The sequence below is a fragment of the Micromonospora sp. NPDC005206 genome, from assembly GCF_040608175.1.
GTDB lineage: Bacteria > Actinomycetota > Actinomycetes > Mycobacteriales > Micromonosporaceae > Micromonospora.
On sequence record NZ_JBEXHU010000030.1, the window covers coordinates 22,155 to 43,424 of the forward strand.

The window sequence follows — 21,270 nt, forward strand, 5'->3', positions numbered from 1 at the left end:
ATTTGTGTCTACCCGAGCCGCCGACGGCCCGCCGGTCGCCGCGAGCGACGGCCACAGCCCGGCCCCCGCCGCCCCGGCCCCTGACCGCTGGGCCCGGTGGCGCTGGTTACGCCACGAATGGACCGGCGCGGTGGTCGGTGGCCTGCTGCTCGCGGTGGTGCTGACCTGGCCCACGATGCGGCATCCGGCGAGCACGGTGCCCGGCGACCTCGGCGACCCGACGTTGCAGGCGTGGCAGATCGCCTGGTCGGGCCACTCCCTGGTGAGCCAGCCCCTCGACCTCTGGCACTCGAACACCTTCTACCCGGAGAGGTACACGTTCGCCTACAGCGACACCCTCCTCGGATACGCCCCGATTGGCGCGCTCGGCTCGGGCTTCGAGACCGCCCTGGTCCACTACAACGTCATGTACGTGCTGGTACACGCGTTGGCGTTCGTCGGGGCGTACGCGTTGGTCCGGCAGCTCGGGGCGGGCCGGTGGGGCGGCGCGGTCGCCGGGCTCGCGTGGGCGTACGGGCCGTGGCGGCTGGCGCACGCGGGTCACCTGAACATCCTCTCCAGCGGTGGGATCGCGTTGTCCCTGGCGATGCTGGCACGCGGGCATGGCTGGTCGTTGCGGCACGGGTACCGGCCGGAGCGACGCCGACCCGGGTGGGCGTTGGCCGGGTGGATCGTCGCCGCCTGGCAGGTCAGCCTGGGCTTCGGCATCGGGCTGCCACTGGTCTACTTCCTGCTCGCCGCGGTGCTGGTGGCCTTCGTCTGCTACGGCTGGTCGTGGTGGCGGCAGCGGGCGAGAGTCCCGTTCGGCCGCCGGTTGCTGCTGGCCGACCTGGCCGGTGGGCTCGTCTTCGGCGCGGTGACGCTGCTCCTGGGGCTGGTCTACCTGCGGGTCGCCGACCTCAATCCGCAGGCCGTGCGGTCCCTGGACTGGACGGAGATGTTCTCGCCGCCGCTGATCGGCTTCGTCACCGCCCCGGCGGACTCCTGGTTGTGGGGTGAACCGCACGCGGCGGCCCGGGAACAGCTGTCCTGGCCCCCGGAGATGGCGTTGCTGCCCGGGATGGCCCTGATCGGGATGGCCATGGCGGGGCTGTTCGTCTCGGTGTATCCGGTCCGGTACCGGGTCGCGTTGGGGCTGGGCGTCCTCGGAACGGTGCTGCTGGGCCTCGGCGCGACGCTGGGTGGCGATGGTGACCCCGGCTACCTCACGCTGTCCCGGCACCTGCCCGGCTGGGACGCGCTGCGGACGCCGGGCCGGATGATGCACTGGACCAGCCTGCTGCTGGCGGTGCTGGCGGCCGGGCTGGTGACGGCGGTCGCCGAGTCGGTGGGACGGTCCCCCACCCGGAGGCGCACGCGGCTGCTGGCGCCGGCGGTTCTGGTGATACCGCTGGCCCTGGTCGGCTTGGAGGGGGTCAACCGCACGCCGCACCTGGTGGTGCCGCGGCCACCGGCCGCGATGCGGGTGGCGCAGGAGCCCGTCCTGCTGCTGCCGATCGGCGGCACGAACGATCTGCACTACATGCTGTGGACGACGGACGGGTTCCCCCGGGTGGCGAACGGGCTGGCCGGCTTCGAGCCCGCCACATTGGCGCAGACCAGGGCGGCGGCGGCTTCCTTCCCCGATTCCGGCAGCGTGGCCTACCTGCGCGGCATCGGGATCCGGTCGGTCGTGGTCATGCCCGACCGGGCCGTCGGGACGCCGTGGGAGGGCATGGCGGCCCGGCCGGTCGACGGACTGGGCATCACGCGGGAGGAGCTCGATGGTGTGCTGGTCTACCACCTCTGGTGACGGCTCCCCGGTTACGGGCCGGGCGGGGTGACGACGTGCGGCTGTCGGTAGTGGTGCCCTGCTTCAACGAGGAAGCGTCGGTGGAAGGGCTGCACCGGGCGGTGACCGCCGCGCTGGCCGAGCTGTCCGACGTCGATGTCGAGGTGGTCTACGTCGACGACGGAAGCGCGGACGGCACCCTCGTGGCGCTGCGCCGGCTGGCCGCCGGCGACCCGTCGGTGCGGTACACGTCGCTGAGCCGGAACTTCGGCAAGGAGGCGGCGATGCTGGCCGGCCTGGAGCGCGCCACCGGGGACGCCGTGGTCATCATGGACGCCGACCTGCAGCACCCGCCGCGACTGCTGCCCGACATGGTGGCGCTGTACCGCCAGGGGTTCGACCAGGTGATCGCCCGCCGGGACCGGCATGGTGACCGGTTCCTGCGGATGCTCGCCTCGCGGTCCTTCTACCGGATGGTCAACTGGTGGATCGACGTACGGCTGCTGGACGGCGCGGGCGACTTCCGGCTGCTGTCCCGGCTCGCGGTGGACGCCGTGCTGGCCATGCCCGAGTACAACCGGTTCTCCAAGGGACTGTTCTCCTGGATCGGGTTCCGGACGGTCGTGGTCGCGCACCGCAACGAGACACGTCGGGCCGGTCGGAGTCGGTGGACGTTCGGCAAGCTCTTCAACTACGGGTTCGACGGTCTCCTGTCGTTCAACAACCGGCCGCTGCGACTGGCCATCTACGGCGGCCTGTTCCTCACCCTGATCGCGCTGGGATACATGATCTGGGTGGTCGCCGACGCCGTGGAGAAGGGCATCGACGTCCCCGGCTACACCACCATCATCGTCAGCGTGATCGGTCTCGGCGGGATCCAGATGATGATCCTCGGCGTCGTCGGGGAGTACATCGGCCGGATCTACTACGAGACCAAATGCCGGCCGCACTACCTGGTCCAGGAGACGGAGGACCTGCTGACGGAGAGCGGGCAGGCCCCGCGCGTCCCGGCCCGGCCGGTGGACCCCGTCCGGCAGCGGATGCCCTCCCGCGAGGAACCCTCCCGGCACGACCGCCTCCGTCGCGCCGCCGACCGGTCCGTGCGGGGCGACGCGCCGTAGCTGCCGGGCGGGGACCTGGCGGCCTCCGCGGCGGCTAGCGGCGGAGAAGTACCAACTGACCTGGTCGCCGTGGCCCATGATGAGGTCATGACGACATGTGGGCGCTGCGGTTCGCCGGTCCCGCGTTGGCACCGGCGCGCTGGCGCCGCCGCCACCGGCGCGGCTGCCGGGGGTGCATCGGCGGTCGGCGTCGTCAGTCTCGGCGCCCTGGCCGTCGGCGCGCTGGCCCTGGGTTCCGTCGCCGTCGGTGCGATGGCAATCGGGCGCCTGGTGGTCCGCCGCGCGGCCGTACGACACCTACAGCTCCGTTCGGTACGCGTCGATCGGCTGGAGATCGACGCTCTCCTCGTAGGGGACGATGGGGGACGTACGTCCCACAGCAATCTCGATGCTCCTATGGACGTCAACCCGTGACTCCTTGACCCCAGGCACCGACACAGCCGCCCGACCTGCTCCTCCGCTACAAATGCGGGGGTGTCTCGGCCGGTGCACCGCCTTGAATACTCGCGTGGCTACTCAGCCCGCACAGGTGTAACCGGGTACGGCTGTTCCCCGCGTAGTAGGGACCCCGCGATGCCGCCGTCCGGCCTGAACGGCAGACTCATGAGCATTGCCGGCCGCTGGTCGTGTGTCGGGGATCTCCGGGCCGGCCGGTTGTCCGCCCGCCGTCCGGTGCGTCAGTCTCAGCAGGTGGTGATCCTGCTCAGCGCGTTCGGCATCGTGCTGCTCGGCGCCTTCGCCCAGGCGGTCAGCGGCTTCGGGTACGCGCTGGTGACCGTGCCGTTGCTGACCGCCGCCGTCGACCCGCGCGCCGCCGTGGTGGTGTCGGCGCTGACCGGCGTCGGGCTGACCGTCACCGCGGCCATCCGGGAACGCGCCCACGCCCGGTGGCGGGTCGCGGCGGCACTCACCGCCACCGCCCTGCTCGGCCTGCCGGCCGGCCTGCTGGTTCTCGCGCTCGCTCCGGAGCGGCTGTTGAGCGCGCTGATCGCGGTCGTGGTGCTCGGCTGCGCCGCACTAGTCTGGTCCAGGGCACGGATCCGCACCGGACGGATCGGTCTCGGGGCCATCGGCATCCTCGTCGGGGTGCTAACCGCCGCCACCGGGACGAACGGGCCGCCGCTGGTCGCCGCGTTCCAGTCGCTCGGCTACGACCCGCGCACCTTCCGGGCCACCCTGGCGGCGACCTTCTCGGGCACCAGTCTGATAGGGCTGACGGGGTTCCTGCTGGCCGGTCAGATACACGCCGATGTGGTGCGGATCTCCCTCGTGGCGCTCCCCGCGGTGCCGCTGGGCTGGTGGCTGGGAAACCGACTGTTCCACCGCATCGACCCCGTGGTGTTCCGACGGATCGTGCTGATCGGGCTGCTCGGCAGCGCCGGTGCCGCGCTCGCGAGCATGGCCGGCTGAGCCGGTCGTCCACAAACCCCTTCGAAGCGTCAGCGGAAGTCGCGTGCCGGGGCGATCAGCGGTCCGATTCCGTCGAGCCGGTCACCAGTGAGCCTGGTTACCCCTCGTGCCGCTGCAATCCGCCGCGAATCACCCGCGCTCACGGTCGAGCGTCAGATCGCGCGCAGCCAGCGTTGGGCGAGTGTCGCAATAAGCGCCGCTGCCGCGGCGGCGAGGATCTCAACGACTATCTTGACGAGAATCGCGTTCATGGTGCTCAGCTTCCGGTTGGTCTGCGCTGGTCCGGGTGGGCCCCCGGCCAACGGAACATAGACATGCCAGGCTAACGAGAGGTGTAGGGAGAATGACTGTTCAGGACCGGACCGGCGTCATTGGCCTGCTCAGCGCCTCCACCCTCGTTGGTTGACTCGCGGGGTTGAGCGTCATGGAGCAGCGAATTCACGCGGTGATGAAGTGCCTGGGCGGCACTCCGAAGACTGAGGTCGCCGCCCGGTATGGGGTGTCGCGGCAGACGATCGACAATTGGCTGGCTCGGTATGCCGCCGAGGGCGTCAGGCGCGGACACGGCTGCCGCCGGCAATGTCAACGCCGGGGCCGGCTGTCACGGCCGGCCGGAACCCCGGCACGACCCCGCAGCCGTGGCGAGGTTCCGGATCTGCGGGTCGGGCAGCGGGAATGGGAGCGTGATGCCGTCAAGTGCGCGGAGGCAGAGGCAGTCCCGCTGCTCGGGCAGCCGTTCGGCAACGGAGAGCAGCAGGGTACGCAGCCGGGCCGTGTTCTCGCCGAAGACCCGGAACACCTCCTCCTGGGTCACGGCGTCGCCGCCAGCGACCCCGGCGTCAAAGTCGGTGACCAGCGCGATCGCGCTGTAACACAGCGCCAACTCCCGAGCGAGAACCGCTTCCGGGTGCCCGGTCATGTTGATGATCGAACCGCCGAGGCCGGCGTACCACTGGGATTCCGCCCGGGTGGAGAAGCGCGGCCCCTCCACGACGACCATCGTGCCTCCGTCGTGCGCGGCCATGTCGTGCCGCCGCGCCGCCGTCAGCACCGACGTGCGCCCGGCGGGACAGTACGGGTCGGCGAAGGAGACGTGTACCGCGCCTTCGTCGTAGTAGGTCTGGATGCGGCCGCTGGTGCAATCGATCAGCTGGTCGGGCACGACGAGCGTGCCCGGTCCGAGGTCGGGCCGGAGGCTGCCGACCGCGCACGGGGCGAGAATCTGGCGTACACCGATCGAGCGCAGCGCCCAGAGATTGGCTCGGTAGGGGATCCGCTGCGGCGGAAGCCGGTGGTCCCGCCCGTGCCGCGGCAGGAACGCCACCGAGCGGCCGGACACCTCGGCCACCGTGATCGGATCGGAGGGCGGCCCGTACGGGGTGGAGACTGTGTGCTCGACGGCCCCATCGAGCAGGGCGTAGAGCCCGGAGCCCCCGATGACCGCGATTTCGGCGAACGGTTCCACCGCCAACCTTTCTCTGTTCTGCCTGCGGGTAGGACGGCTGTTGTAGTGCGGCGTGACGCCGGTGGTGACGGATGCCGAGACCGCCAGGTCACCCTGGCCCCAATGCACCCGGCGGCCCGGAGCGTTGCCGCCACCGGGCCCACCTGATCACCCACACCGTCGCGCTGATCAGGAACAGCCCGCCGCTGATCGCCAGCCAGCGGGCGAGGTACGGAAACCGGTCCTGGCCGGTCGCGGCCCGGTAGGTGTCCTCGCTCAGGCCGAGGATTCCGGGAAGGAAGACCAGGAAGAGCACCCCGGCGGCGAGCGCCGGTATTCGGACGTGGTTCAGCAGGCTGCTTCGCGCCGGTCCAACCTCGCGGCCTCCGCCGCGGGCCGCCCTACGCAGTGCGCGGTCCACGGTCGCGTAGCTCGGGAAAAGGATCAGGTCGTGGGACACGACCGCGCCCACGAACCACAGCAGCATGCGGCCGGCCGTCGCCTCTCCTGCCAGCCGCAGCACGACCCAGCCGGCGACGGCGAGACACAAGATCATGAACAGCGCGTGCCTCAGACCCGCGCCGTAGCCGGTTCGTAGGCGTGCGACGGCCTCACTCATCGCCGCGGCTCCGGAACTCGACTCGGGCCACCCACTTCGTGCAGTGGACACCGGGCAGTGCCGGGACGATGACCCGCGCCGGATATCCGTGGTCGACGGACAGATCGGCGCCGTTGACCCGGAGCGCGAGCAGCGAATCGGGGTCGAGAACCTGGTTGGACTGCAGCGTCGCCTGCCGGAACAGGCCCGCGGATTCCAGCGACTGGACGTGCGCCGAGGCGGGATCGGTCACGCCGGCGAGGACGGCCAGGTCGCGAAGCCGTACCCCGGTCCAGGTCTGTAGAGTCGACCAGCCCTCGACGCAGGCGATTGGCAGCCGGGCGGTGTGCTGGCCCATCGCCAACAGGGCGGCGCGATCGAGTTGGACGGTGCGACCGACCCCGGTGAGCATCAGCTGCCACTCCGGGCCGGTGTCCGCCGGTCGGATGCCGGCCGCCGCGGCGGTGCGGTTGATCTGAAAACCGTTCGGTCCCGCACCGGGATTCCGCCCGCGCGGCAGCAGAAGGGCGGCGCGGCGAAGCGGGCCGTCGAGAGTCTGCCCGACCGTCAGCACCGCCAGCAGCAGCGAGCCGCCGCCGACCAGGGCTACCGCGCCGCGCCGGCTCAACGTGGCCTGTCCGGGAAGGGCGGGCACCAGCCCGTCCGGGTCGGCCGGTTCGGGCCGGGTCGCGACGCGGGAGGTGTGCAGGACGTCTCGGACCGGGCGGGACCGCAGCGCGGAGACCAGCCGGGGCAGCTTCAGAGCGACGTGCGAGACGAGCGCGACGGTGAACACCCACGCACCGAAATAGTGCGCGGTGTAGAAGTCGAAGCCGAAGAGGTACGAGTACTGCATGTTGAGCAGGCCGGTGACGATCTGGAAAAGGATCCCGCCCACCAGGAGCAGCAGGGACAGTCGCTCCAACACCTGGGCCGCCGAGCGGGCGGGTGGCCAGTCGAACAACTTGGGGACCACCGACCAGAGCTTGGCGAGCACCACTGGGATCAGGACGATGCCGAGGCCGACGTGCAGGCCCTGGGTGAGACGGAACAGCCAGGACGGGCGGGTCGGCCAGTCGAACGGCGGTAGCCGCAGCCAGCCCACGTCGTGGGGAAAGGCTTGCCCGAACTGCGGCCCGTAGGCGGCATAGTCGAGCAGCCCGGTGATGATCACCACGGGGAGCGAGACGAGCAGCACTACGCCGAAGACGGACGTGAGCCAGGGGCCGCGCAGCGGGCTACGCCATGCCCGCCGGACGGCTCGGGTGCCCGGTGCCGGGTGCTGCTCCAGCGCCCGCCACAGCCGGTCCGGGAAGGCGGCGCCGGGCGAGCCCGCCGGGCCGGGCCGGCGTCCGTCATCCGGCTGCCCAGGGTCCTCGGGGCCGGAACGTCGGGGAGTGCGGGCTGGCACTGGTTTTCTCCCTCGCCACCTCGGGGAACGCATCCCGGTCGAGCTGGAGCGGCGTCCGTGACGCGGACGTCCGCGTGCCGCCCCTAGGGATGCAGGCTAGGAGATGCAGCCGCCACTCGGTCGTATTCGCGCCTTACGGAACACTTACCGGCTGGGATGGTCCGACGCGGAGAGCGTGACCCGGGCACCCGGTTGTTACGGAGTCCTGACGTGCGGCCGGAAGCACCCCGCCCGGGGCACCGGTTGGCCTAGCGTGACCAGGATGCGCGTACTCGTCACCGGCGCGGCCGGGTTCATCGGATCGCAGGTCGCGGATCTGCTCGCGACCGAGGGCCACGAGGTGGTCGCGCTGGACGCGCTGCTGCCGCAGGCGCACCGGGGAGAACTGCCCGACTGGTCCGTCCGGCACGACGTGATACGGGGCGACGTACGCGACGCGGCGCTCCTCGAACGGCTGCTGACCGGCGTGGACGCGGTCTGCCACCAGGCGGCCATGGTCGGGCACGGTCTCGACCCGTCCGACGGCCCCGACTATGTCAGCCACAACGACTTCGGCACCGCCGTGCTGCTCGCCGCGATGTACCGGAGCGGGGTGCGCCGGCTGGTCCTGGCCAGTTCCATGGTGGTGTACGGCGAGGGGCGGTACGCCTGCGCCGAGCACGGTGTCGTTCGCCCCGCGTCCCGCCGGGCCGCGGATGTCGCGGACGGTCGGTACGACCCGACCTGCCCGCGCTGCGCCGAGCCGCTCACCCCGCTGCTGGTGCCTGAGGACGCGCCGCTGGAGCCACGCAGCACGTACGCGGCCAGCAAGCTGGCCCAGGAACATCTGGCCGCGGCGTGGGCCCGGCAGATCGGCGGCGAGGTCTGGGCGCTGCGCTACCACAACGTCTACGGCCCCCGGATGCCGCGCGACACACCGTACGCCGGTGTGGCTTCGATCTTCCGCTCCGCGCTGGCCACCGGGCTGCCACCCCGGGTGCTCGAGGACGGCCGGCAGCGGCGCGACTTCGTCCACGTCACCGACGTAGCCCGGGCGAACGTGCTCGCTCTCGCCACCCCGGCCCCCGATGCTCTGGTGCCGGTGAACATCTGCTCCGGCGAGCCGCACACCGTCGGCGAGTTGGCCACGGCGCTCGCGTCGGCGATGGACGGGCCGGCGCCCGTGGTGGTCGGGGGCGCCCGTGCGGCCGACGTGCGGCACGTGATGGCCGACCCGCAGCGGGCGGCAGCGTTGCTGGGCTACAGCGCGCGGGTGCGCTTCACCGAGGGGATCACCGCGTTCGCCACCGATCCGCTGCGTGAGCCGGCCGCCCTCAGCGGCTGATCCGCCGAAGCCGGGTCACGAGACGGTCCACAGCAGGTGGTTGACCGCCAGTGCGGTCGCCGCCTGCCCTATCAACCACCAGCGACGGGTCTTCTCCGGCATCAGAGCCGCGGCCACCAGCAGCCAGACCGTGAACGGCAGCCAGATCCGCTCGACCTCGGCCTTGCTGAGCCCGGACAGATCCGCGCCGACGACGGTCAGCGCGGCGACCAGCGGAAGCAGCGCCGCTGGACTGGCCGCGCATGCCGCCGAGGCGAGGTCCCGCGGATCGCGATGCCCGGGGGCCAGCTGGGCGCGCACCGCGGCGACGGCGGCGAGCACCGCCCGGCGTAACGCCGGCCCGAGCACCGGGCCGGTCGAGAGCAGCAGCGCCGCGAGATTCGCCCAGACCCAGTAGGCGTACGGGCGCTCGGCCGCCCAGCCCTGGTAGTAGCGCTCGACCACCAGCCGGTACCCCACCCACCAGTAGAAGCCGGCGGCCGTGAACGCGAGCACCACCGCGGCAACCCCGGCGAGCGCGGCGAGCGCGGCGAACAGTGCGCCCATTCGGCGCGCCGGTCGCAGCGCGATCACGGCCAGCGCGAGCAGCCCGACCAGCACGAAACCGTACGACAAATAGAGCGCGAAACCGAGCAGCAGGCCGCCGGCCGCCGCCGCGAGCGGTCCCCGTACCACCAGCAGAGCCAAGCCTACCGCGACCACCCCGGCGAAGATCCCGTCCGCGGAGGCGCCCATCCAGACCGCACCCGGCAGCAGCACCAGGAACGGCACGACGGCCCGCGCGGCGTCGGCGGCGCCGAGCGCTCGCAACGTCACGGGTACCGACACGGCCACCGTCGCTCCGACCAGGACGCAGGCCAGTCCGGCGGCCGTACCGCCACCCAGACCCACCCGTTCGAGCCAGACGAAGAGCAGCAGCGCGCCGGGCGGGTGGCCGGCGGTGTGGGTGGACCAGGACTCCGGCTGGAAGTCGAGGATCCGGCCACTGAAGCTGACCAACGTCGATGGAATGTCGGTGACCCGAGGCACCTCGTGCAGGTATTCCGCCTGCGCGGTCAGCCTGCGGGTCAGGCCGTCCGACCAGCCGTCCACCAGGGCGAGCGACAGTGTCCAGGCGACCGCACCGAGCCAGGCCACGGCCAGCAGGACGCCCCACCGGGCCGTCCTGGCCCAGCGCGGTCCCGCAGCGATCACACCGGCGGCGACCAGCACCGCGATCGGGGTGCCCCAGCCAATGTGCGGCTGCCAGGTCGCGTACAGCGGAGCCGCGCTGGCGCGCAGGCCCACCCCACGCCGGTTGAGCAGCAGGCCGAGGAGCACCGCGGCGACGAGCAGCGCCGCCTCGACGCCCAGCAGCACAAGGTCGGCGGGTCGGCGGCGGAGGGGAGCCCGTTCGGGGGCGGGGGCGAGAGCGGAACCGCGGTCCATGACGATCGGACGGTACGGCCACAACCGGCCCGGCGGCAGCCGAACCACGAGGTCGTCACCGTTCGGTAAGAACCGCTCCGGCAGTAAGGGTTCGGTAATCAATTTCCGGTCCCGGCCGGCCTGCAGAGGTTCTAGCGTCGCCGATATGCCAACTCAGTTCGACCGCGACGCTGCCGCGCCGACCCCCATCGACGTCGTGTTGCCGTGCCTGGACGAGGCCGCCGCACTCCCCCGGGTGCTCGCCGCGCTACCGCCCGGCTACCGGGCGATCGTGGTGGACAACGGGTCTCGGGACGGTTCGCCGGAGATCGCCACCCAGCACGGCGCACAGGTGGTACACGAACCTCGCCGGGGCTATGGCGCGGCCGTTCACACCGGGCTGGAGGCCGCCGGGACGGAGCTGGTCTGTGTGCTCGACGCCGACGGCTCCTTCGACCCGGCCGAACTGCCCGCCCTGGTCGCGCCGGTCGCGACCGGAACGGCGGACCTGGCGGTCGGTCGCCGCCGGCCCGTCTCTGCCGGAGTGTGGCCGTGGCACGCACGGGCCGGTACGGCCCTGGTCGCGGCGCTCCTACGGCACCAGGGCATACCCCTGCGCGACCTGAGCCCGATCCGGGTGGGCCGCCGCGAGGGGCTACTCGCCCTGGGCGTCGCCGATCGGGCGTTCGGCTATCCGCTGGAACTACTGATCCGAGCGGCCGCGGCCGGCTGGCGCATCCGCGAGATCGACGTGACGTACGCGGCCCGCGCCGCCAGCACCCGGTCGAAGGTCTCCGGCTCGGTACGCGGCACGTTGCGCGCCACCCGCGACTTCGCGGCCGTGCTGCGCACCGTGGACGTGAACCGTTGATCTCCGCCGGCGATCCCGGCTCCGCGCCCCCCGACGGCAGTTCGGACGGCACGAACGCGGTTCTGCTGGTGGTGGCCAAGGCGCCGGTGCCGGGTGCGGTCAAGACCCGACTCTGCCCGCCCGCCACTCCGCTGCAGGCGGCCCGGATCGCCGCCGGGGCGCTGCGGGACACCCTGGACGCGGTCCGCGCCACCCCCGGGGTGACCCCGGTGCTCGCGTGCGCGGGCCGACTGGCCGACGGCGAGGACGCCGTCGGGCTGACCGCGACGACCGCCGGTTGGACCGTGCTCCCGCAGCGCGGGACCGGGTTGGGAGAGCGGCTGGCCAACGCCCACGCGGACGTGGCAGCGGCCTTTCCGGATCGACCGGTGCTCCAGATCGGCATGGACACCCCACAGGTCACGGCACATCGGCTGGCCGCCGCCGTGCGCCAGCTCGCCAGCGTGGAGGCGGTCCTGGCCGAGGCGGCCGATGGCGGTTGGTGGGCGTTGGGGCTACGCGACCCCCGACACGCGTCCGTGCTCCGGACCGTGCCGATGTCCACGCCTGAAACCGGCCGGCGTACCCGGGCCGCGCTGGTGCGACGCGGACTGCGGCCCGTGCCGCTGCCGGTGCTGCGTGACGTGGACGAGTGGCCCGATGCGCTGGCGGTGGCCGCAGCGATCGCCGGTGGCCGCTTCGCGCGGCAGGTCACGGCTGTCCACCGCACCTTGGATTCCGGCGGGCTCCGATGAGTTCCATCTCCACCGTCTCCGCGAACGGCGGCGGTTTCGCCTCCACGCTGCGCGCCCGGGACACGGACGACCACTGGCTCGTGTACGGGGACGGCACACGCAGCCGGCTGCCGGTTCGTCGCTGGCACGGGCCGGCCGAACCGGCGACAGCCGAGGTGTTGGCCCGCTGCACCGGCCCGACGCTCGATCTCGGGTGCGGCCCGGGCCGGTTCACGCTGGCGCTCGCCCGCGCCGGGATCACCGCGGTCGGGGTCGACGTCTGCGCCTACGCGGTCGCCAACGCACGGACCCGAGGAGCCGTGGCGATCCACCGCGACCTGTTCGACCCGCTGCCCGGTGAGGGCCGATGGGCCCATGCCGTCCTGCTCGACGGGAACGTCGGCATCGGCGGTGACCCGGTCGCGCTGCTCCGCCGCTGCCGCGCCCTGCTCGACCCGGCCGGCACGGTGCTGGTCGAACTCGATCCGCCGGGCTCCGGGCTGTGGCAGGGGCTCGCCCGGATCGCCGCACCACGTCGTCCGGGCCGTTCGGTCCTCGGCCCGGCGTTCCGCTGGGCCCGGCTCGACACCCGGGCCGCCCAGCACGTCGCCTCCCGGGCCGGCCTGTCCGTGCGGGAGATCGTCGAGCACCGTGGGCGTTGGTTTGCCGAGCTCACCGTGTCGCCGTCCCCGCCGACGACGCACCGCTGAGCCGCCCGCGCGTTCGACGGGCCCGGAGAGCACTCTGCCCACGGGGCCAGCCGTAACCATCTCGCAAGGACTTCGCCGGTCGGCATCGCCCCAACCGCTGATTAGGCTGGGCCGCGATGGACACCAGCAGGCGGCCGGGAGCATCTGGGAGCGGCCGATGACGCAACGGGTGCTCGTGGTCGATGACGACCGGACCGTCAGCGACGTGGTCTGCCGCTATCTCGAACACGCGGGCTACGAGGTCAGCCACGTGGGTGACGGCGCCGCCGCACTCACCGCCATCGCTCGTCGGGCGCCGCATCTGGTCGTACTCGACCTGATGCTGCCAACGGTGAATGGTCTGGAGGTCTGCCGCGAGCTGCGGTCCGCTCCGGAAGGCGTACCGATCATCATGCTGACTGCGCGTAACGACGAGACCGACCGGGTCCTCGGCCTGGAACTCGGCGCCGACGACTACCTCACCAAGCCGTTCTCGCCGCGCGAACTCGTGCTTCGGGTGCGCTCGGTGCTGCGCCGTACCGGCGGCGTGCCGCGCTCCGAGCGCCCGTCGGAGGTGTTGACCGACGGCGGGTTGGTGGTGCGGATCGGTCCCCGGGTGGCGCAGTTGGGTGCGACGGAGCTGTCCCTGACGCTGCGCGAGTTCGACCTGCTCGCGCATCTGATGCGGCACCCGAGGCAGGCGTTCGCCCGCGTCGACCTGCTGGAGCAGGTGTGGGGCTGGAACTTCGGCGACCAGTCGACCGTCACCGTGCACGTCCGACGGCTGCGGGAAAAAATCGAGAGCGACCCGTCCAACCCGCGGCGGATCGTGACGGTCTGGGGCGTTGGCTACCGGTACGAGCCGACCGATGCGTGATCTTGCGCTGATCTTCGCGCTCGCCCTCGGCGCGGCACTCGTCGTCGGCCTCGCCGGAGGGCTGCTGCTACGGCTACTGCGCCGCAGCTCGATCACCGTGCACCTCTGCGTACTACTCACTGTCACCGTGCTCGCTGTCGTGGGCGGCGTCGCCGCCGTCGCCAAGGCGATGTTCCTGTCCCGGCACGACCTCGAGGTCGTGCTGATCACGGTCGCCGCAGCCGCCGTCGTCAGCCTCGGCATCGGCGGGCACTTCGGGCATCGGCTGGCGCGCGCGGCGGTCTGGGCGGGCCAGGCTCGCGCCCGGGAACGGCAACTGGAAAAGGGCCGCCGTGACCTCGTCGCCTGGGTGTCCCACGACCTGCGTACGCCACTTGCCGGCCTGCGGGCAATGGCGGAGGCGCTGGAGGACCAGGTGGTACGGGACCCGGCGACGGTTGCCGAGTATCACCGGCGGATCGGCGTGGAGACCGACCGGATGACGAGACTCGTCGATGACCTGTTCGAGCTCTCCCGGATCAACGCGGGGGCGTTGCGGCTGTCGCTGGCAGCGGTGCCCCTCAGGGACGTGGTGTCGGACGCGCTGGCTGCCGCCGCGCCGCTGGCGGACGCCCGTCGCATCCGTCTGGTCGCCCCCGAAGCCGGCTGGCCCACCGTGGCAGCCAGTGAGCCGGAACTGGCGCGGGTGGTGGCCAACCTGCTGCTCAACGCCGTGCGCTACACACCGGACGACGGCACCGTGCGGATCGAGGCGGGGCATGACCGGAATGCCGCGTGGCTGTCCGTGGCCGACACCTGCGGCGGGATTTCCCCCAGCGACCTGCCCCGACTATTCGACGTGGCATTCCGCGGCGAGCCGGCTCGCTCCCCCGGGCAGAGCCCAGGCGGCGCCGGCGGACTCGGCCTGGCGATCGTGCACGGGCTGGTCGAGGCGCACGGTGGCAAGGTCGACGTGCACAACACGATCGAGGGGTGCCGGTTCGTCGTCCGGTTGCGGACAGCATGACCGGCGCTGCTGGACGTCTGCCCGCTCCGGGCTACGTGACGACAAGCGGCAGCGGCTGCTACCTCCGCGAGGACGCCCTCACCGACCCGCTCGACGCGTGGCTGGCATCCGCGTTCGCCCTGGACCATCTCGAACAAACGACCACGCCCTGGCCGACGCCCAGCCCGTGGATCAACTCACGCCAGTTGCGGCCGCAGCCCGGGCCACTGTCGCGGCCTGTGACACAAGCCCGCGCAGCTCCGGGCCGCCCTCCCAGATCGCCGACTTGGTCCGAGCGCTCGGCGACATCGCCACCGTGTTGCGCGACGCCGACCCCGACGACAAAGCCGAGGTCTACCGACAGCTGGGCCGCCGGCTCACCTACCAGACCAAAACGCAAACGGTGCGCGCTGAAGTAGATCTCAGCGCACACCGTGGGGTAATGATTGGTGTCCGAGGGGCGACGTCGACCGGGAGTCCATGATCGTCATTCAGGACGAACTGCAGCTTGCGGCCAGATGAGGACATCAGCCGAGGTGCAATCCCTGTTGACCTTGCCCTTGCCGAGAACCTCATCCGCCCTGGTGAAAGCTGGTGTGCGGGGTCAGGGAGGTTGGCTATAGCTGCTGTGGCCTCGCGCGCTTGGTGATCGCCGCGGCATGATGATCGACCGTGCTGCTGCGACTCGCCTTCCTGACCGTGTCGAACGCGTTCGCGGTGCTGCGCTTGCTGCCGATGAGTGATCGGGAGAAGGATGCGGAGATCCTTGCCCTGCGTCACCAACTCGCTGTCCTGCAGCGTCAACTGGGCATGGAGAGAGCGCGGTTCACCCCGAGCGACCGGATCTTTCTCGCGGCGCTGCTGCACCGCCTGCCGAAGGGCGTGCTGCGTCGGCTGCGGCTGCTGGTCCGTCCGGATACGGTGCTGCGCTGGCAGCGCGACCTGGTCGCCCGTCGGCAAGCCGCCGGCTCCCGGCCGAAACGCCCGGGCCGGCCGCGGACCGTGCGCTCCGTCCGCGCCCTGGCCTTGCGCCTGGCGCGGGAGAACCCCAGCTGGGGTATCGCAGGATCCACGGCGAGCTTCTGGTCCTAGGGGTGAAGGTGGCCGCCTCCACGGTGTGGGAGATCCTGAAGGAGGCAGGCATCGACCCGGCACCCGAGCGCACCTGCAGTACCTGGGCCGACTTCCTGCGTTCCCAGGCCGACGCCCTGCTGGCGTGCGACTTTCTCGAGACGGTCACCCTGTCCGGGGCGCGGATGTACGTTTTCGCGGTGATTGAGCACGGCAGTCGCCGGATCCGGGTCCTGGGCGCTACCGCACACCCGACAGCGGCCTGGGTGGTGCAGGCCGCGAAGAACCTCGTCATGGACCTTGAGGACGCCGACTGTGTGGCGCGGTTCCTGATCCGGGACCGGGACGGCAAGTTCCCGGAGCTGTTCGACGCCGTCCTCAACGACTCGGGGATGGAGGTCGTGCTCAGCGGCGTCCGGATGCCAAGGATGAATTCGATCATGGAGCGGTGGGTGCAGAGCTGCAGGCAAGAGCTCCTCGACAGGACCTTGATCTGGAATCAGCGCCACCTGCTGCACGCCCTGCGCGCGTTCGAACAGTTCTACAACGGGCACCGGCCTCACCAGGGCATCGCGAACGCCCGTCCGCTCCGCTCGCTACCCGCGCCGATCGCCGACCCATACAAGATCACCCGTCTCGACATACGCCGACGTGATCGGCTCGGCGGCATCCTCCACGAGTACCAGCATGCCGCCTGACCTGTGCGGATGAGGTTTTCGGCAAGGGCAACGTCGAAGACCTCGCGGAGCACGAAGACCGCGCGCTCCGTCGGTAGCAGCGTCTCGAGTACCGCCAGCATGGCGATCGACACGCTCTCCGCAAGCTCGACGTCCTCGGCGACGTCCGGGCTGGTCAGCACGGGCTCGGGCAGCCACTCGCCCACGTACTCCTCGCGCTGCCGCGCGAGCGTGCGCAGCCGGTTGAGGCAGAGCCGGGTCACGATCCGCACGAGGTACGCGCGGGGGTCCCGGACCTCGCAGCGCTCGGCGTCGACCAAGGCTGCCCACCGCAGCCAGGTCTCCTGCACCACGTCCTCGGCGTCGGCGACCGAGCCGAGCATCTCGTAGGCGACGGTGAACAGCAGGCTGCGGTGGGCGACAAAGGGGTCCTCGCTCATGACGCGGACGCTACTCCCGGTCGCTCGGCCAGCGGCTTTAAGCCGCACGTGGCGGCGAACCCGTCGGACTCGATGCCGAGCGCCACGTTGCCACGCGTGCTCATGTTCGCGAATGCGATCACCGAGGTGAGCTCGACCACGGCGGGAGGTCCCAGCTCGGCGTGCAGCCGGTCCACCAGCTCGTCGGTCACGGTCGGCGGTGTCTGGCTCATCGCCTCGGCGTACTCCAGGACGTCCCGCTCCAGCGGGGTGAAGACGTCCGCCTCCCGCCACCGCGGGATCTCGCGCGCCTTCTCCACGTCGAGCCCCTTGTTGCGGGTCTCGAAGTAGTTGAAGTCCAGGCACCACGTGCAGCCGACTAGCGACGCGACCGCCATGTGGGCGAACGACTTCAGGCCCTCGTCGCAGGCGTCCCACTTCTGCAGCTTGCCGCCGAGGCCGAAGCTGGCGAACAGCACCTTGGGGTTGTGCCAGTAGACGCCCACCGCCGTCGGCACCTTGCCCAGTTTCTTCTCGATCATCCGCTTGATCAGCGCTCCCTTGACGCCGGTAATCTCGGCCGGGGGGATGCGGGTCGTGTGCTCCATGTCTCCTCCTGTGTCGGTGGCTGTGTCGACCGGTTGGTAGGTCGTCATGCCATGGAGACACCGGCCGGGCCGCGGATGTGACATCGAGCGGGAGAAACGACTGGTCTGTTCGTCGTAGTCGGCGTCGGTGTACTCGATCGTGGTCCAGGCGTCCTCGGGGATCGAGGAGATCGCGGTCTTGACCTTGGCGTCCAAGCGCACGGTGACCGAGACATCCGCGCCCGACTTGAGTGCCGCGGCCGGGGCGCAGCGGAATGACCTTCCGTACGGCCGAGCGGAACGCGGCTAGATGTGCGCGCCCAATCGGCGGGGACCAAGTCGGCACCGCAGCCAACGCGCGCGATCGGTGGCACATGAGGGCGACTCGACTCCGCCTGACTTGCGTCAGCACGCCGAGAGCCGCTCGTGCGGATCACGTGGTTTGATCAAGACGTCGATCCGAAGGGGGCATGATGGGGCGCAGAGCGATCATCTTCCACGGGACCGGCGGCAACCCGGACATATGCTGGTATCCCTGGCTGGCAGGGCGGCTCGCGGCCCGGGGATACGCCGTCGAGGTGCCGCATCACCCGGGCATCAACGTCGAGCCGATCGCTACGTTCCTACCGAAGGTGCTGAACGGGCACAGCTTCGACGAGGACACGGTCCTCGTGGGCCATTCCGGCGGCGCGGCCCTCCTGCTCGCGCTCCTGGAGCATATGGACGTAACCGTCGCCCAGGCAATCCTGGTTGCCGGCTACTGCACCCGGCCCAACACGGAGGAGGAACCGGTCCTCCAGCAGGGCTACGACTGGGCCGCAATCCGGTCGCACGTGCGGGACATCTACTACATCAACTCCCGCAAGGATCCGTACGGCTGCGACGACCGACAGGGACGCGCCATGTTCGAGCGACTCGGCGGCACCCAGATCGTGCGCGACGACGGGCACTTCGGCGACTACAACCAGCCGTACGAACGGTTCGAACTGCTCGACCGGCTCATCCCCTGACGCCGCCGCGGACGGCACCGACCCGCCGGACCTTGATCGGCTGCACGCATCTCGGCATGTCCGGACGGCAACCGGGCCAACTCGGCGTGACGCTGCGTAGCGCGCGAATCGCGGCAAATGAGTGCGCCGGGCACGGAAATCAGAGATACCTGAAGGCTGGCACGTCTTCAGGCGTTTGCCACGTGTACGAGGGCAGACGCGTTCGCTCGACGGAGGGATTGCTCGTCGCGCTCGTGTGTCTTGGGCACGTCTGCTGACGGCGTCGAGCCACACCTGGTACCCGAGGCGTCGCCGTGGAGAGAATGGCGCTGCGGCAAGTACATCCGGGAGGGTCGATGACCACAATGTCCGGCAAGGTGTGTCTGGTGACCGGCGGGACCAGCGGGATTGGCCGGGAGACGGCGGCCCGGCTGGCCGAGCTGGGGGCCACCGTGGTCGTCGTCGGGCGCGACGTCGAGCGAGGGCGAGCGGCCGTCAAGGAGATCCGGCATCGGGCGCCCAGCGCCGAGGTGGACCTCCTGACGGCCGACATGTCGAGCCTGGCCGAAGTGCGCCGGCTGGCCGCCGAGGTGCTGGAGAAGTACCACCGGCTCGACGTGCTCGACAACAACGCCGGTGTGATCATGCTCAAGCAGCAGTTCACGGTCGACGGCTACGAGACCATGTTCGCCGTCAACCATCTGGCGCCGTTCCTGCTGACCAGCCTGCTGCGGGAACGGCTGGTAGGCAGCGCGCCGGCCCGCGTGATCACGGTTTCGTCCAATGTGCATCGCTCGGCCAAGCAGATTCCCTGGGACGAACTGGCCCACGGCGAGCCGAGCTACCCGCTGTCGAAACTGGCGAACATCCTGTTCACAGCCGAGCTGGCCAAGCGCCTGACCGGCACCGGCGTGGTCGCCAACTGCCTGCACCCGGGCCTCATCCGCACCCAGTTGGGCCGCGAGGTCCGCGGCGTCGCGAAGCTCCTCGTCGCGGCCGCCAAGCCCTTCATGGGTACCGTCCAGACCGGCGCGGCCACCCCGGTCCACCTGGCCAGCGCCCCAGAGGCGGCCGAGGTCACCGGAGGCTACTTCTTCCGCGGCAAGCAGATCGAGCCGAGCTCCCTGGCCCGCGACCCCGAGGCGGCCGCGCGTCTATGGACCCTCAGCGAGGAGCTGGTGGCGTAAGCCGAGCCAAGATCGTCGCCATGTGGCGCGCTCGCCAGACTTGTGATCAATGGCCTGCTGAGCGGCGTACGGACCGTGACGATCGACGTGAGCCGCAGCACCGCCTCAGCGGCAGATCCGTGTACCCGATCAAATGGTGTCGTTTGCCTAGTCGACTCGTCTCGTCGACGGAGGCTCTGGGTTGGACGCGCGTTGACCCAGCGCAGTGTGCCGAGGTTGGAGCCGTGGGCGGTGCCGCGGCGGGCGATGACGGGGGTGATGCCGCGGGCGCGGACGAAGCGGCGGTGGCTGTCGTGGTCGCGGCCGCGGCCGGCGTCGCCGAGCGGCACGGCGACCCCGGTTGCGAGCGCGGCTGCGAGCAGGTGTCGGCGGGTCAGTGCGGTGGTCATCGGTCCTCCTGGGTGTCGGTGGTCTCGACTCGCGCGATGAGCAGCTTCAGGCGCCCGATCTCTTCGGCGAGCGCGGTGTTGCCGGCGGCGGTGAGGGTGATCCAGGTACGGCCGCGCCGTCCGGCGTAGCCCTTCTCGACCTGGACCAGCCCGGCGGTCTCCAGCACGCCTATGTGCTGGGAGAGGTTGCCGGCGGTCAGTTCTAGTTGGGTGCGTAGGTAGCCGAACTCGACCCGGCGGGCCTCGTGCGCGATGGTGAGGATGCCGAGCCGGACCCGCTGGTGCACCACGTCGTCCAGGCCGGTGACCGGATGCGGGGATTCGGTCTCGTCCGGCTCCGGGGTGTCGGCGGGGTCGGTCACCGGGGCCGCCGCAGCCGTTGCGCCAGCGCGAAGCCGGCGCTGCCCAGCAGCAGCACGCCGCCGTTGATGACCAGCTCGGGTATGAACCAGGTGTGCGGACCCCAGTGCGCGCCCCATCCGAAGTTGATCGGCACCAGCACCACCGTCAGGTACCCGATGGTGAACAGCAGCAGCGCGACGTGCCGCTCCAGCCAGGCCAGCACCAGCAGGGCCAACCCGATCGCGCCGGGCGGGTCGAGCAGCCGGGACAGGAACTGGGCGAAGGCGGACGGCTCCTCCGGGTAGGTCAGCGGGTTGAGGCGGATCCACACCGCCGCGAAGGCGAAGCCCAGCCCGACGAGCGCGACGCCGGTGACCGCGTACGGCAGCACCCGGGCGTCCACGCCCCGGGCCCGGGCCACCCGCAGGTACCCGCCGGCGATCACCACGTACGCCAGGACCAGCGCCGCCAACCAGTAGAACGTCACGGTCTGGAACCAGACCTTGCACACCTGGCCGTCCTGCACCGCCTGGCAGTCGCTGACGACGCGACCGTACCGGTACGCCGGGATCGCCCCGAAGATCACCAGGGCCAGCACCAGCAGCGGCAGCCACGTCACCCGCTGGTCAAGACGAACCCGGCGCGCGAGGTCGCGCGCATCAGACAGCAGCCGGCGGGGGTCACCGCCGGCGGGTACCGAGTCAGTGGTCATGCCAACAGGTTTCCATAGCAAACCCGTTTCCGCTAGTACTTGTTTCGGCGGCTGCCGCACAATCAGCCCGCAGCAGTACCAGCCCGCGTGGGTCTCGGCTCCGCGCAAGGGCACGAGACTTTAGTCATCGCACACCGACACCGGGATCAAGATCAGATATCCGCTCATCGGCACATGCGCGCGTCGCCACCCGTCAGACGGCTGCGCTCCACGACGCGCGGCCTGCGGCAGATGCGTGCGTTCGTCGTACAGGAAATCGCGCGGCGCGGGCGCCAG

Annotated in this window: 19 protein-coding genes and 4 pseudogenes; 14 read left to right on the forward strand and 9 right to left on the reverse strand. The window is 71.0% G+C overall.

The genetic code is table 11. From position 1 onward, the window contains the following. Positions 1-4 precede the first annotated feature (4 nt). From ABZU69_RS32930 to ABZU69_RS32945, 4 genes and pseudogenes are all read left to right on the forward strand, one after another. Positions 5-1,792 (forward strand): hypothetical protein, encoded by a 1,788-nt coding sequence (locus ABZU69_RS32930; protein WP_354968192.1) that lies wholly within the window; start codon positions 5-7, stop codon positions 1,790-1,792. A gap of 35 nt (positions 1,793-1,827) precedes the next feature. Next, positions 1,828-2,892, forward strand: a complete 1,065-nt coding sequence (locus ABZU69_RS32935; protein ID WP_354968193.1) for a glycosyltransferase family 2 protein — start codon at positions 1,828-1,830, stop codon at positions 2,890-2,892. 690 nt (positions 2,893-3,582) lie between these two features. Then, a complete protein-coding gene (locus ABZU69_RS32940; RefSeq protein ID WP_354968194.1) occupies positions 3,583-4,302 on the forward strand; it encodes a sulfite exporter TauE/SafE family protein in 720 nt (239 codons plus the stop codon). Between the two features lie 424 nt (positions 4,303-4,726). Next, positions 4,727-4,858, forward strand: a pseudogene (locus ABZU69_RS32945) (helix-turn-helix domain-containing protein); the annotation flags it as partial. 108 nt (positions 4,859-4,966) lie between these two features. On the opposite strand, the pseudogene ABZU69_RS32950 reads toward ABZU69_RS32945, so the two are convergent. From ABZU69_RS32950 to ABZU69_RS32960, 3 genes and pseudogenes are all read right to left on the reverse strand, one after another. Further along, a pseudogene (locus ABZU69_RS32950) lies at positions 4,967-5,767 on the reverse strand (S-methyl-5'-thioadenosine phosphorylase); the annotation flags it as partial. Positions 5,768-5,855: 88 nt separating this feature from the next. Beyond that, positions 5,856-6,365: a hypothetical protein gene (locus tag ABZU69_RS32955; RefSeq protein WP_354968195.1), complete on the reverse strand. Its 510-nt coding sequence runs from the start codon at positions 6,363-6,365 to the stop codon at positions 5,856-5,858. Continuing rightward, entirely contained in the window at positions 6,358-7,647 is a 1,290-nt protein-coding gene (locus ABZU69_RS32960; RefSeq protein ID WP_354968222.1) for a molybdopterin-dependent oxidoreductase, read from the reverse strand. Before ABZU69_RS32960 ends, ABZU69_RS32955 begins: the two co-directional genes overlap by 8 nt. A gap of 370 nt (positions 7,648-8,017) precedes the next feature. On the opposite strand from ABZU69_RS32960, the gene ABZU69_RS32965 reads away from it, so the two are divergent. After that, positions 8,018-9,079 carry an NAD-dependent epimerase/dehydratase family protein gene (locus ABZU69_RS32965; protein ID WP_354968196.1) on the forward strand — a complete coding sequence of 354 codons (1,062 nt, stop codon included), beginning with the start codon at positions 8,018-8,020 and terminating at the stop codon, positions 9,077-9,079. 15 nt (positions 9,080-9,094) lie between these two features. Here ABZU69_RS32965 and ABZU69_RS32970 read toward each other — a convergent pair whose 3' ends face one another. After that, entirely contained in the window at positions 9,095-10,507 is a 1,413-nt protein-coding gene (locus ABZU69_RS32970; protein ID WP_354968197.1) for a hypothetical protein, read from the reverse strand. Between the two features lie 145 nt (positions 10,508-10,652). Here ABZU69_RS32970 and ABZU69_RS32975 point away from each other — a divergent pair, with 145 nt between their 5' ends. The 7 genes from ABZU69_RS32975 (at position 10,653) to ABZU69_RS33005 (ending at position 16,390) form a co-directional block, all read left to right on the forward strand. Then, complete coding sequence (locus ABZU69_RS32975; protein ID WP_354968198.1) at positions 10,653-11,357, forward strand: glycosyltransferase family 2 protein; 705 nt, start codon at positions 10,653-10,655, stop codon at positions 11,355-11,357. Further along, positions 11,357-12,091 carry a DUF2064 domain-containing protein gene (locus tag ABZU69_RS32980; RefSeq protein ID WP_354968223.1) on the forward strand — a complete coding sequence of 245 codons (735 nt, stop codon included), beginning with the start codon at positions 11,357-11,359 and terminating at the stop codon, positions 12,089-12,091. Before ABZU69_RS32975 ends, ABZU69_RS32980 begins: the two co-directional genes overlap by 1 nt. Beyond that, positions 12,088-12,780 (forward strand): class I SAM-dependent methyltransferase, encoded by a 693-nt coding sequence (locus ABZU69_RS32985; protein ID WP_354968199.1) that lies wholly within the window; start codon positions 12,088-12,090, stop codon positions 12,778-12,780. The genes ABZU69_RS32980 and ABZU69_RS32985 overlap by 4 nt, the downstream gene beginning before the upstream one ends. A 157-nt stretch (positions 12,781-12,937) precedes the next feature. After that, positions 12,938-13,636: a response regulator transcription factor gene (locus tag ABZU69_RS32990; protein ID WP_354968200.1), complete on the forward strand. Its 699-nt coding sequence runs from the start codon at positions 12,938-12,940 to the stop codon at positions 13,634-13,636. After that, on the forward strand, positions 13,629-14,642 hold the full coding sequence (locus ABZU69_RS32995) for an ATP-binding protein (protein ID WP_354968201.1): 1,014 nt from the start codon (positions 13,629-13,631) through the stop codon (positions 14,640-14,642). The genes ABZU69_RS32990 and ABZU69_RS32995 overlap by 8 nt, the downstream gene beginning before the upstream one ends. Positions 14,643-15,293: 651 nt before the next feature. Then, positions 15,294-15,713 (forward strand): hypothetical protein, encoded by a 420-nt coding sequence (locus tag ABZU69_RS33000; protein WP_354968202.1) that lies wholly within the window; start codon positions 15,294-15,296, stop codon positions 15,711-15,713. An 8-nt stretch (positions 15,714-15,721) separates the two neighbouring features. After that, complete coding sequence (locus tag ABZU69_RS33005; protein WP_354968203.1) at positions 15,722-16,390, forward strand: integrase core domain-containing protein; 669 nt, start codon at positions 15,722-15,724, stop codon at positions 16,388-16,390. A 35-nt stretch (positions 16,391-16,425) separates the two neighbouring features. Here ABZU69_RS33005 and ABZU69_RS33010 read toward each other — a convergent pair. Beyond that, a pseudogene (locus tag ABZU69_RS33010) lies at positions 16,426-16,809 on the reverse strand (sigma-70 family RNA polymerase sigma factor); the annotation flags it as partial. Further along, positions 16,806-17,396: a carboxymuconolactone decarboxylase family protein gene (locus tag ABZU69_RS33015; RefSeq protein ID WP_354968204.1), complete on the reverse strand. Its 591-nt coding sequence runs from the start codon at positions 17,394-17,396 to the stop codon at positions 16,806-16,808. The gene ABZU69_RS33015 and the pseudogene ABZU69_RS33010, both read right to left, overlap by 4 nt. Before the next feature lie 452 nt (positions 17,397-17,848). On the opposite strand from ABZU69_RS33015, the gene ABZU69_RS33020 reads away from it, so the two are divergent. Continuing rightward, positions 17,849-18,385 carry an alpha/beta fold hydrolase gene (locus tag ABZU69_RS33020; protein WP_354968205.1) on the forward strand — a complete coding sequence of 179 codons (537 nt, stop codon included), beginning with the start codon at positions 17,849-17,851 and terminating at the stop codon, positions 18,383-18,385. Positions 18,386-18,720: 335 nt separating this feature from the next. After that, on the forward strand, positions 18,721-19,551 hold the full coding sequence (locus ABZU69_RS33025; RefSeq protein ID WP_354968206.1) for an SDR family oxidoreductase: 831 nt from the start codon (positions 18,721-18,723) through the stop codon (positions 19,549-19,551). 194 nt (positions 19,552-19,745) lie between these two features. On the opposite strand, the pseudogene ABZU69_RS33030 reads toward ABZU69_RS33025, so the two are convergent. From ABZU69_RS33030 to ABZU69_RS33040, 3 genes and pseudogenes are all read right to left on the reverse strand, one after another. After that, positions 19,746-19,865 (reverse strand): annotated as a pseudogene (locus ABZU69_RS33030) (IS5/IS1182 family transposase); the annotation flags it as partial. A gap of 71 nt (positions 19,866-19,936) precedes the next feature. Beyond that, positions 19,937-20,302, reverse strand: coding sequence for a transcriptional regulator (locus ABZU69_RS33035; RefSeq protein WP_354968207.1), 366 nt, complete (start codon positions 20,300-20,302; stop codon positions 19,937-19,939). Further along, positions 20,299-20,994, reverse strand: coding sequence for a hypothetical protein (locus tag ABZU69_RS33040; RefSeq protein WP_354968208.1), 696 nt, complete (start codon positions 20,992-20,994; stop codon positions 20,299-20,301). The genes ABZU69_RS33035 and ABZU69_RS33040 overlap by 4 nt, the downstream gene beginning before the upstream one ends. Between the last annotated feature and the right edge of the window lie 276 nt (positions 20,995-21,270).